The 11396-nt window shown below is 70.4% G+C and carries 10 protein-coding genes; 4 read left to right on the top strand and 6 right to left on the bottom strand.

Annotated features, from left to right (window positions below; all coding sequences use genetic code 11):
• Positions 1–267: 267 nt before the first annotated feature.
• A complete protein-coding gene (locus HS045_RS30645; RefSeq protein ID WP_196455106.1) occupies positions 268–1515 on the top strand; it encodes a hypothetical protein in 1248 nt (415 codons plus the stop codon).
• 305 nt (positions 1516–1820) lie between these two features.
• Positions 1821–3437 carry a methyl-accepting chemotaxis protein gene (locus HS045_RS35665; protein WP_196455107.1) on the top strand — a complete coding sequence of 539 codons (1617 nt, stop codon included), beginning with the start codon at positions 1821–1823 and terminating at the stop codon, positions 3435–3437.
• Between the two features lie 64 nt (positions 3438–3501).
• Here HS045_RS35665 and HS045_RS30655 read toward each other — a convergent pair whose 3' ends face one another.
• The 6 genes from HS045_RS30655 to HS045_RS30680 all read right to left on the bottom strand — a co-directional run bounded on the left by HS045_RS30655 (position 3502) and on the right by HS045_RS30680 (position 8580).
• On the bottom strand, positions 3502–4242 hold the full coding sequence (locus HS045_RS30655; RefSeq protein WP_196455108.1) for an alpha/beta hydrolase: 741 nt from the start codon (positions 4240–4242) through the stop codon (positions 3502–3504).
• A 368-nt stretch (positions 4243–4610) separates the two neighbouring features.
• On the bottom strand, positions 4611–5831 hold the full coding sequence (locus tag HS045_RS30660; protein WP_196455109.1) for a pectate lyase: 1221 nt from the start codon (positions 5829–5831) through the stop codon (positions 4611–4613).
• 255 nt (positions 5832–6086) lie between these two features.
• Positions 6087–6476, bottom strand: a complete 390-nt coding sequence (locus tag HS045_RS35105) for a hypothetical protein (RefSeq protein WP_230885126.1) — start codon at positions 6474–6476, stop codon at positions 6087–6089.
• A gap of 76 nt (positions 6477–6552) precedes the next feature.
• Complete coding sequence (locus HS045_RS30670) at positions 6553–6915, bottom strand: hypothetical protein (RefSeq protein WP_196455110.1); 363 nt, start codon at positions 6913–6915, stop codon at positions 6553–6555.
• Between the two features lie 5 nt (positions 6916–6920).
• The gene (locus HS045_RS30675; RefSeq protein ID WP_230885127.1) at positions 6921–7496 is read right to left on the bottom strand and encodes a MerR family transcriptional regulator; all 576 of its coding nucleotides are present in this window, start codon (positions 7494–7496) and stop codon (positions 6921–6923) included.
• A 331-nt stretch (positions 7497–7827) separates the two neighbouring features.
• A complete protein-coding gene (locus HS045_RS30680) occupies positions 7828–8580 on the bottom strand; it encodes a DUF4291 domain-containing protein (protein WP_196455111.1) in 753 nt (250 codons plus the stop codon).
• A 246-nt stretch (positions 8581–8826) separates the two neighbouring features.
• On the opposite strand from HS045_RS30680, the gene HS045_RS30685 reads away from it, so the two are divergent.
• Both HS045_RS30685 and HS045_RS30690 read left to right on the top strand, forming a co-directional pair.
• The gene (locus tag HS045_RS30685) at positions 8827–9672 is read left to right on the top strand and encodes a DUF4158 domain-containing protein (RefSeq protein WP_196455112.1); all 846 of its coding nucleotides are present in this window, start codon (positions 8827–8829) and stop codon (positions 9670–9672) included.
• Positions 9669–11381 (top strand): IS1634 family transposase, encoded by a 1713-nt coding sequence (locus HS045_RS30690; RefSeq protein WP_307827809.1) that lies wholly within the window; start codon positions 9669–9671, stop codon positions 11379–11381. Before HS045_RS30685 ends, HS045_RS30690 begins: the two co-directional genes overlap by 4 nt.
• Positions 11382–11396 lie beyond the last annotated feature (15 nt).

The raw sequence follows: 11396 nt of genomic DNA on the forward strand, positions 1-11396 counted from the left end.
ACTTCCCCCATACACACACCCAACGGACAGGTCCGAAGCCGTTCCGTAGAAGCGCTCTGGTCGTAGACCGCGCCCTGCGTCGCGAGCTCGTTTCCGTATGCCGTTTGGGTCTTACACCTGGAGACCACCATAGACGATGAGTCCCCGGGTCGGCTAGCGACGCCCGGAAATCGTGGTCTCCGCGTGTCCCGACCCGTCCCCCAGAATATACGGTTTCGCCTTTCTATGTCCCCCAATGGCAAAAACCCTTCCCGGCGTGTCCCCCGGATGCTGAACATCGCCGGCGGCGACCTGATCCTCGCGCCTTCCGTCGAGCTCTGGCTCGCCGCCGTCGCCGCCGATCCCGAGGTCGCCTCGCATCGCGCGGACTGGTGGCGCAACACCAAGGCCACGATGGAGGCCCTCGCCGACCGCGTCGACGACTGCATGATCACCTGCCCCAAGTTCGGCGGCACCTGGAGCGTCATGGCCGAGGCGGCCGGCGTCTGCCGCCGCACCTTCGCCGGGCGGCTGAGCTGGGCCAAGAGCCGCGGCTACCTGCTGCAGATCACCGAGGGCTCGATCCTGCGCTACCGGCCCGGAACCTTCCGGGGCCTGCTGGACGACGGCCTGGGCAACCTCGCCGCCGAGTACGCCCTCACCATCCCGGTCAGCGCGCTGCCGGCCCTGGGCCTCGACGACGAGGAACTGCTGAAGCTGATCCGCGTGCCCGAACCCCGGCCCATCTACCGCGAGCCCGCTCCCACCATGTCCCAGGACGAGTGGAGGGACGCCCCCTGGCCTGTGGAAACGCTGCCTGTGCACGAAACGTGCACCCCCAGGTCCTTTCCCCCCCGCGGAAGTGAATCCCTTTTCACGCGCGCGACGCGTGATACACGACCGCAGCGGCCACGTGCAACCCCTTCGGCCACGAAACCCGAGCGGCTGTGGTCGAACACCGTCACGCCGGGGAGGAAGACCGAGAGGCTCGAAGCCTGCGAACGCCTCCGCTACGAGGACCAGACGCTGCGCGGCCTGTCGGCGAAGAGCCTGCGGTCGCTGCTGCGTCCGCTCTTCGCCGCCGGAGCCACCCTCTCCGACGTCAGGTACGTCATCAACCATCAGCCGGACGGGCGGCCGCGGATCAACACCGACTCGCCGCGGAACCTCGTCGGCTGGCTCCGCCACCGCGTCGGGACCTGGTTCGACAAGGAGACCGGGAGGCTCCGCGCGCCGCTGCCGTCCGAGATCGTCGCCAGGGCCGATCGCAAGCGCCGGGCCGAGCAGGCCGCGTGGGCCGAGGAGAGGGCGCGCAGGGAGTCCCTGCGCGTGGATCCGCCCGCCGAGCTGATCGGGTCGCTGCGGGCCCGGCTGCAGGCGACCGCCGAAGCGGCCCGGAAGCGCCGGACGGCCGGGGCCCCGCAGGACGCCCCCCCGCAGCGCCCGCAGCTCCTCCGGCCCCTGTGGGCCGGAGGAGACCGGATCCGCCGCTGGGGACCGCCGGATCCGGGGACCGCGGTGGCGGCGGGGTCGTGACCCGTCGGCGGCCCCGGATAACTGAATCTACGTCGTAAAGGGCGCTTCGCCGCAGAAGGAAATTGAAATGTCCGCTTCTTCACATTCTTCGCATCGACATCGGTCGGCCACGTGCGTCGGGAACCGCCTGTCCCCCTCGCGCCGGCCAGGCGCCTGCCCGCGGTCGGCCGGGCCTCCGATTCCGTCAGATCGCGTGCCGCGATGCCGATGTGACGCCCGGTGGCCGGCCGTAGGACGACCACCGGGCGTTCCCGCTGACGACGGCATCCGGGTGATCGTCGGCCCGTCGACGAAATGAGCTTGCGATGAACACCCCCGTTTCCCCGCCCAGGGCCCGCACCCTGCGCTCCCTCTTGCAGGACCGCGGCATCAGCACGAAGATCTTCTTCAGTGTCGGCATCATGGCCGTGATCGCGCTGCTCGTCGGCGTCATCGGCATCGTCCAGATGGGTTCCATCAACGCCAGCGCCGAGCAGCTGTACAGCAGCGGCCTGGTCCCGGTGCAGCGCATCGCCCAGGTGCGCCAGGACATGTCCACGACCCGCACCGGCATGCTCAACCATGCGATCTCGCTGGAGGAGACCGACAAGGCCGCCTACGAAAAGGCCATCGCCGACGGCGACGCGGCCTTCACCCGCGATCTGGACCTGTACGCCACCAACAGCGCCGCCCCTCAGCTCGTCCCCGAACTGCGCCGGGCCTGGGAGGACTACCAGCAGGCGCGCGAGCAGTTCCTGCAGGCCAGTCGGCGCCAGGACACCGGCGCGCTGAACCGGATCCGCAGCGAGGCCACGATCCCGGCCTACTCCAAGGCGGCGGACGTCGTCGCGGAGATCGCCAAGGCGGAGGACGCCGACGGCAAGCGCCGCGCGGACGTCGCCGCCGCCGCCTACGCCGACGCCCGCACCCTGACCATCACGGTGCTGAGCGTGGGCCTGGTGCTGGCACTGGCGCTGGCGTGGCTGGTCGCCCGCAGCGTCATCGCCTCGGTGCGCACCGTCTCGCACGTGATCGAGGGCCTGGCCGCAGGGGACCTGACCCGCCAGGCGCGGGTCGGCGGACGCGATGAGCTGGGGCTGATGGCCGAGGGCCTGAACGGGGCCATGTCGACGCTGCGCACCACCGTCGAAGGCATCGGCGCCAGCAGCCGGCAGTTGGCCGGTGCCTCCCAGGAACTGGCCGTCGTCAGCGAGCAGATCGCCTCCAGCGCCGAGCAGGCCGGCACCCGTGCCGACAACGTGTCGGCCGCCTCCGAGCAGGTGGCGCGCAACGTGGAGACCGTCTCGGCCGGCAGCGAGGAGATGTCGGCCTCGATCCGGGAGATCGCCGCCAGCGCCAGTGACGCGGCCGAGGTCGCGCACGACGCGGTGCGCGTCGCCGCGACGGCCAACGCCACCATCGCGCAGTTGGGCTCCTCCAGCGCCGAGATCGGCAACGTCATCAAGACGATCACCTCGATCGCCGAGCAGACGAACCTGCTCGCGCTGAACGCGACCATCGAGGCGGCCCGCGCCGGGGACGCCGGCAAGGGCTTCGCCGTGGTCGCCTCCGAGGTCAAGGACCTGGCCCAGGAGACCGCCCGGGCCACCGAGGACATCTCGGCACGCATCGAGACGGTCCAGGGTCAGACCGAGGCGGCGGTGGCCGCCATCGCGCGGATCACCGATGTCATCGACAAGATCAACGGGTATTCGGCCACGATCGCCTCGGCGGTGGAGGAGCAGACCGCCACCACCAGCGAGATCAGCCGCAACGTCGCCGAGGCGGCCACCGGCGTCGGGGAGATCGCCGGTGGCATCGGTGCCGTGGCCACCTCGGTGCAGACGACCGGTACCGGGGTCGGGGAGTCGCGGCGGGCCTCGCACGAACTGGCGCAGATGTCGACCGAACTGCAGAGCCTCGTCGCTCAGTTCCGGATCTGACGGGTCCGTCCCCGCCACCCCGCCGCCCGGGGGTGGCGGGGTGGCGGGGTGGCCGGGACGGGTGTCAGCGCAGGTGCCGGGCGAAGAACCGGGCCGCGTCCTCCCCGGCGAACTGTGGGACACCGGTGTGCCCGCCCATGTTGGCCTGCAACGTCTTCTCCTCGGAGCCGAAGGCGTCGAACAGGTCCAGGGCCGCCTGCCGGTCGTTGCCTTCGTCGTCCCACTGCAGCAGGACGTGCAGCGGAATGGTGACCTGTCGGGCCTCCTCGAACATGGTGCGGGGCACGAAACTCCCGGCGAACAAGCCGGCGGCCACGATGCGCGGCTCGACCACCGCAAGCCGGACGCCGATGGAGATCACTCCCCCCGAGTACCCGACCGGGCCGCCGATCTCGGGCAGCGACAGCAGGGCGTCCAGGGCGGCCTGCCATTCCGGGACCGCCTTGTCGACCAGCGGGAGGATGAGGGCGTCGATGGTCTCGTCGCCGACCGGCTCGCCGGCCTCCATAGCCCGGCGCAGGTCGGCGCCGGCCTGCTCGGCGCCGGCCAAACGAGGCCGGTCACCGCTGCCGGGGAGCTCGATGGCGGCGGCGGCGAAGCCATCTGCCGCGGCGTGCCGGGCCCGCGCCACCAGCCGCGGGTACATCTTGCGCAGCCCGAGCGGGGGGTGGCCGAGCAGGATCAGCGGGACCGGTGCGGACGCGGACGCCGAGGCGGGCGTCCACAGGATGCCGGGGATCTCACCGAGGGTGAATTCGCGTTCGACGACGCCGTCGTCGAGGCGCCGCTCAGAAGTGAACTGCATGGTCGTACCTTTCGGGAACGCTCGTGAACGGCGCTCCCGGACGACCTATCGCCCGACCGTGACCCCGGAGGGGAGCACCCATGTCGATGGTGTGTTCACGGGTACCACCTCCTCGTTGCCTCGCACGGCCGACGGAAGGCTAGCAGTGGCCGCCGCCGTCCCCCAACGGGTTTTTCGCGGAGCCTCCGTGGCCGGGTGCCATGGGCGCTGCCGGAGTACGCCGGCCTTGACCCGCAGCGGCTGCGTCAGACACCGGACGCCGTGCACGAGGCCGGCATGTCCGGCATCCAGAGGTGTGCGCGCCCGGCACGCGAGAGCAGGGGCGCCCACCTCGAGGTGGGCGCCCCTGCCGGGGACGTGCCTACGGCCTACTTGTAGGTGACGTCGCTCTTGGTGACCTTGCAGTTGGAGTCGTTCCAGCCTTCACCGATGTAGCTGGGTTCGGAGCCCTTGCTGACGCCCTTGTACTTGCCGCAGACGGTGGCGCCGCCGTCGACGACGAGGCGGGTGATGGTGGCGGTGTCGCCCCAGTTGCTGTTGATGCCGGCGACCATGTCGATGTCGGAGACCAGAACGTTGTCGATCTTCACGTGGCGCTGGTACGAGCTGGAGCAGTTGCCGCACGCCCGGTACAGCTTGCCGGAGCCGTTGAGGTAGAAGCCGGAGATGTTGACCGTGCCGTTGCCGTTGTGCTGGAACGTCTTGTCGGAGCCGGACTTGGCGCCGCCGCCGATGACGTAGGAGGTGCCGCCGCCGGTGCCCTTGAAGGTGGCGGCGTCCTCGCCGATGTCGTTCCACCACACGTTCTTCAGCGTGCAGGTGCCCTCGCAGTGGACGCCGTCGCCGGCGGGGGAGCCGATGATGACGTTCTGCAGGGTGCCGCCGTTGGCGATCTTGAACATCGGGTCCTGCGACTCGCCCTGGCCGCCGTCGCCGATGCAGCAGTAGGTCTTCATCCCGCCGTCGAAGGTGCCGGACACGGACACGGTGCCGGAGATCTTCACCGAGCCCGCCGATGACGGCCACTGGCCGGTCGGAGCGCCCGTACCGGGGTTGCCGGTGGGAGTGGCGGTCGGGCCGGCGGTCGGGCCGGGGGTCGAGCCGCTGCCGGCGTACGTCTCGAACTCGGCGATCCGCGGTGCGCTGGATGCGCCGGTGATGTCGAAGGTGAGCTTCTTCAACGAGGTCGAGGAGAAGGAGATCGTGCTCGGGCTGCCGCTGCCGCTGGCCAGGACGGAGCCGTTGTCGCCGTTGAGCAGACGCCACGAGCCGATGGAGCCGCCACCGGAGGCCTGCTTGATGACGGCGCTGCTCACCGTCGTGGCGCTGCTCCACTTGACCGAGACGTAGCCGGTCGTGCCGTTGGGCGCCCAGTAGGTGCTCGTGCTGCCGTCCTTGACGTTGCCGTAGCTGGTGCCGCCGGCCTTGCTGGAGCCGTCGGCGCCGCCGCTCAGGCTCAGGTTGGTGCCGATCGCAGCAGCCGACGCGGGGAGCGTCACGGTGGCCACGAGACCGCCGACCAGGGTCGCGGCTGCGGCGATGGCGACCGTCAGGCGGGTCCGGCGCCGGCGCCGTTTCACATCGGTCATGGATGTTTCCACTGTTCCTCCATACTGCCGCCAGGCCTGGGGAAGGCGGGGGCGACGCGGGGTGGGTTCTCCTGGAGAAGGGGCGGGAAAACGCTTTCCTGGCGGGAACGTAATGCCTCCTATCTGCCTGAGTCAAGAGTGTGAAGTGGTCGGGAAAGATTATTCAGACATGCCGCTCGGTCCGCGGGTCGTTGACCTGGGGCCGATGCTGCGGAAGCGATGAAAATCGGAATTTTTGCCAGTTTTCGTTCTATTTCATATGAAATACGGCGAGTTTCGGTGCGGTGGGGATGTCCGGCCGTCGGCGAACCGCGCCTGCCGCCGGGTGTCCCCGAGCTCCGCCCCGGCGTACGGACCGGCCGGCAGCACCGCGCGGACGGCCACGTGCATGCCGCTGGTGAGCGGGGAGTCCGGAAGGGTGGATACGGCGGTCGGCGCGGGCGGGCCGAAGACGCTGCCGAGGGCGATGACCGAGCGTGCGGTCCACCGGGCCGTGGAGGAGCAACGCGAGCCCCGGGCGATGACACCGGCGCCGATCCAGGCCAGGCCGCGCTGCTCGCGCACGCCCTGCCAGATCAGCCATGCCCCGCCGATCTCGGCGAGCGCGGCCACGGCGAGCAGCAGCAGGGAACGGAGGATCGTCATGGCAGGTAGTACAGCGCATCCCGGCAGCCGGTCCTTCGCCGGGCCGCCGCCGGGGGCGGCGCCGCGGGGCGGGCGTTCAGCAGCCGCAGCCGTTCCCGCCGCAGCCGCAGCCTCCCGCCGCGGCTGCCCGCGAGGCGCGGCGGCGGTGCAGCCACCACATGCCCGCGGCGGCGGCGATCAGCAGACCGGAGACGGCCAGCAGCATCTGCTCGGCCAGCGCGGCACCGGTGCCGGTGAGCAGCCCGGCGCCGATCAGCAACGGCAGGGCGCAGCAGGCCGCGCACGCCCCAGCCGCGAGGGCGGCGGTGACCTTGCTGCGCAGCGGCGGCCCGCCGTCCGTGCCGGACCTGTTCGGCCGCTCGTTCGGCCGCCGGCCGGGAGCCGACAGGGACACCGGCACAGGCTCGGCCGGTGCGCGATGGTCATCGTGGATGCTCACGGCGGTCAGTGCTCCTCAGGAGTGCGGTCGCCGGCCAGGTCGGCGAACGGCAGCGGGCAGTCGGGACAGGAGCAGTGGGTCAGGCTGTCGCAACCCGCGCTCACCACCGCGCTGAGCGCGCGCCGGATGGTGCTCAGGTCGGCGATCCGCGCGTCCACCTCATCGATCTTGGCCTGGGCGCGGGCACGCAGGTCCGGCGTGGGGTGGCCGCGCCGGCCGGTGTCGATCAGCTCGGCCACCTCCTCCAACGTGAAGCCGAGCCGCTGCGCCGCTTTGATCACCGCCAGCAGGGTGACGGTCTGCGGCGGATAGGCGCGGTGCCCGCCGGGACTGCGCCGCGGTTCGGCGATCAGCCCGCGGCGCTCGTAGTAGCGCAGGGTCTGGAGGTTGACCCCTGCCTGCTCGGCCACCTGCCCGCTGCGCAGGTACGGCCCATCGAGGTCCTGTCTCACACCGACCGCCCCGTTACGGCCGTTGCGGCGGCGCGCTCGTGCGTCGAACTCGGCCACGCGCAGCGGCTGCTCAGCGGTGGGCAGGGTGCACGCCGAGGGCGCCCATCCCTGCGTGGTGTCCTGGGTCATGTCTCGACGATAAACCTGTACTCAGGTACGGGATGCAAGCCCTCTGCTCGACCTTGCGGAGGAAGGCAGTGCCCGGTCGTCACCATCGGCTTGTCACTCGCGCTTCCCATGGAGAAAGCGGTCGTGCACCCCTTGCCCCGGTGTCGGTGGTCGCTGTAAAGGAGGGCCCGCCGTTGACCTCTCCGGCATCCTCCTGCCGGTTGTCGGCAGCGGTGGTGGTAGCGGCGGCGGTACAGGTGGGTGAAGGTGGCCGCGCCGTACACCAGGTCGGTGAAGACGACCGGGCGCTCACGGCGGACCAGGTCCCAGCGGAGCGGCCGGTTCGGGACCGTCATGGGCCGTGCTCGCCGTGGGGCCCGGCCGTTCCGTCCGGGCTCACCCGGGTCCGTCCTGCGCCGTCGGGCACTGCGGGGGCCGGTGCCCGTCCGGTGTCGTCCACCGTGGCGCCGACGACCCGCGCGAGGTCCGGCGGCAGCGGGTAGGGACGCTCGGCCGGAAGGAGACCGGCCACCTGCCCGCGGGCCCGGACGGCCGCATGGACATCGCGGGCCCGGACGGCCGCATGGACATCGCGGGCCCGGACGGCCGCATGGACATCGCGGGCCCGGTCGGTGACGTCGGTGATGGAGACGGTCCAGTCCTCGACGTAGCGGCGCACGGCCTCGCCGGACAGGCCGATCTGGATGGACCGGTACGGCAGGGCGTTCAGGTGCGGGTCGCGCTCGGGGTCCCACTGGACGCGGACCGGGCTGCGGCGCAGCCGGCGCGCCCAGGCCTCGCGGCCGGCGTCGTCGGCGTCGCGACCGGGGTGACTCGGGCAGGAGCGGGCCAGCGCCCACTCGAAGCCCTCGCGGGTGATCTCGACCGCCAGGATGCGGGACTGTCCGGGCTTGGCGGCCCAGCCGCAGCGGTACATCATCCACAGGAACGACGGCTTGATCCAGGTCATCCGTTCCCGTTTGAACGGCGGGACGAACCGCTGCGCCGCGACGGCGGGGTCGGCGATGAGCGGGTCATAGGCCTGGTAGACGGTGACGGAGTCGTCGGTGTACACCGCGCGGATCTGCCGGTAGGGCGGGGACATGCCCACCAGCGTGACGAAACCGGTCCCGCCTGGGCAACACGATTACCGCCGGCCGACGCCTGGCGGACGGCCGAGACGCCTCGGCAGGCCGGCGGTGGAGGCCTGCCGTTGCCCGGCCTCGGGGAACATCGGTACAGCGGTTAACGCTAAGCCGGTGATCATGGCGTCTAGCACAGGTGGCAGGCCCGGCGGCGAGGTTCGGCGGAAGATCCCTGAGTGGCTTCGGGCGCCGATAGCTTCGCGCTCATGCCAGTGGAGTTCCTGACCGACGAGCAGGCGGCGTCGTACGGCAAGTTCAACGAGGAGCCGACCCGCCCGGAGCTGGAGCGGTTCTTCTTCTTGGATGACGAGGACCGCAGGCTGATCGCGAAGCGGCGCGGGGACCACAGCCGACTCGGGTTCGCCCTCCAGACGTGCACCGTGCGCTACATCGGCCGGTTCCTCCCGGACGACCCGCTGGACGTGCCGTGGGTCGTGGTCGAGCACCTGGCCGCCCAGCTCGGCATCGAGGACGTCTCGTGCGTGAAGCGGTATACCGAGCGCAAGCTGACGGCGTACGAGCACGCGTGGGAGATCCGGGACGCCTACGAGTACCGCGAGTACGAGGATGCGGAGTGGTCGCGGCGGTTCCGTACGTTCCTGCACGGGCGGGCGTGGACGCACGCCGAGGGGCCGGTGGCGCTTTTCAACCAGGCGGTGGGCTGGTTGCGCCGTCACAGGGTGCTGCTGCCGGGGGTGAGCGTGTTGGCCCGGCAGGTGTCGGAGGCCCGGAAGGTCGCGGAGAAGCGGCTGCACGCCACGGTCGTGGGGGCCGCTCGCCGCGCTGACCCGGCGTTGCCAGGCGAGCTGGTGGCGACGCTGAAGACTCCGGAGGGGTCGAGGTTCTCGGAGCTGGAGCGGCTGCGCCGGCCGCCGACGCGGACAACCCGCGTTCCGCGTAATTCGGGGTCCCTAGAGGTCGGTGCGGGCCGAACGTGCTGGTCAGCGGCTCGGACTGGGGCTGACAGACCAGATTCGCCTAGAGACGCGATTTCGGTGATTCGACTGCGGCGGCCTGGGCAGGACGTCTATGGTCTAGAGCCGTGTACGTGAAGACGACGAAGCGGGAGAACAAGTCCGGGACGGTCCGCTACCTGCACCTGGCCCACAACGAGTGGGACCCGGTCAAAGGCCGGGCCGTCCCGAAGGTGCTGTTCACCTTCGGCCGCGAAGACGAACTCGACCGCGAAGCGGTCCGGCGGCTGGTCGCGTCTCTATCACGGCTGCTGGAACCAGGCGAAGCCCTGGCCGCGACGGCGGCCGCCGACCTGGAGTTCACCTCCTCGGTGCCGTTCGGCGGCACCCACGTCCTCGACCATCTGTGGCGGCGTCTGAAGATCGACCAGATCGTCGGCCGGGTCGGCCAGCCCAAGCGGGGCCGCCGCCGGAACATGACCACCACCGAGCGGGTGCTGTTCGGCCTGGTCGCCAACCGGGCGCTGGCACCATCGTCGAAGCTGGCCGCCGCGGACTGGATCACCCATGACGTCCACATCGACGGACTGCCCGGCACCGACGACGACGCGTGCCACCGAGCGATGGACTGGCTGCACGAGGTGAAAGACGATCTGGAAAAGCAGGTGTTCGACGAGGTCGCCAACCTGCTGAACCTCGAAGTCGACCTGCTGTTCTTCGACACCACCAGCACCTACTTCGAACTCGAGCAGCCCGATGAGCCCGTCACTCGCGACATCCGCGGAGACCGGGTGCCCGACGGCGAGGCCGGCGACGGCCACGAGGGCACGCCCACGGGATTTCGGACCTACGGCAAGTCGAAGGACTCCCGCGACGATCTGCCGCAGATCGTGATCGGGATGGCCGTCACCCGGGACGGGATCCCGGTCCGCTGCTGGTGCTGGCCCGGCAACGCCTCCGACCAGCGCCTGATCCGCCAGGTCAAGGACGACATGCGGGACTGGACCCTGTCGAAGATCGTATGGGTGACCGACCGGGGCTTCTCCTCCGCCGAAAACCGCCGCTACCTGCGGCAAGGCGACCACGCCTACATCATCGGGGAGAAACTCCGCTCCGGCTCACCCGAGGTGAAGGCCGCCCTGTCACGGCAGGGCCGCTACACCGACATCTCCGGCAACATGCGGATCAAGGAAGTACGGATCAGCGACACCGACCGGTTCGTCATCTGCTGCAACCCCGAAGCGGCCGAACGCGACGCACACATGCGCGCCCAGCTGCTGGCCCAGCTCACCGACCTGATCGACGGCTCCGATGCGTTGAGCGAGTTCAAGCGCGGCGAGCTGCGCGGGAAGATCGCCGCCAAGCCGGGCCTGAACCGCTACCTGCGCACGACACCGGCCGGCAAGCTCCGCCTCGACACCACGAAGATCAAAGCCGAGGAGAACCTGGACGGCAAGTACCTGCTGCGCTGCAGCGACCCTCACCTGAGCGCCGAGGACATCGCCGTCGGCTACAAGCAGTTACTGGAGGTCGAGCGGGGCTGGCGGGACATGAAACAGATCATCGACCTGCGGCCGGTCTATCACCGGCTCGAAGAACGCATCCGCGCCCACGTCATCCTCTGCTGGCTCGCGCTGCTGCTCATCCGGATCATCGAGATCACCACCGGCAGCACCTGGCCTGCCTGCCGCCGTGAGCTCGAGCGGCTCCACCTGGGCACCTTCACCGGCCCCGCCGGGCTGTTCCGGCAGGTCACCGCCCTGTCCAAGCCCCAGCAGGACCTGCTGGCCAAGCTCGCCGTCCCTGCCCCCAAGCAGGTCATCGACTTGCAACCCTCAGCGCGCTGACCAGCCAGAACACCA

The organism is Planomonospora sp. ID82291, assembly GCF_015711645.1.
Taxonomy (GTDB): domain Bacteria; phylum Actinomycetota; class Actinomycetes; order Streptosporangiales; family Streptosporangiaceae; genus Planomonospora.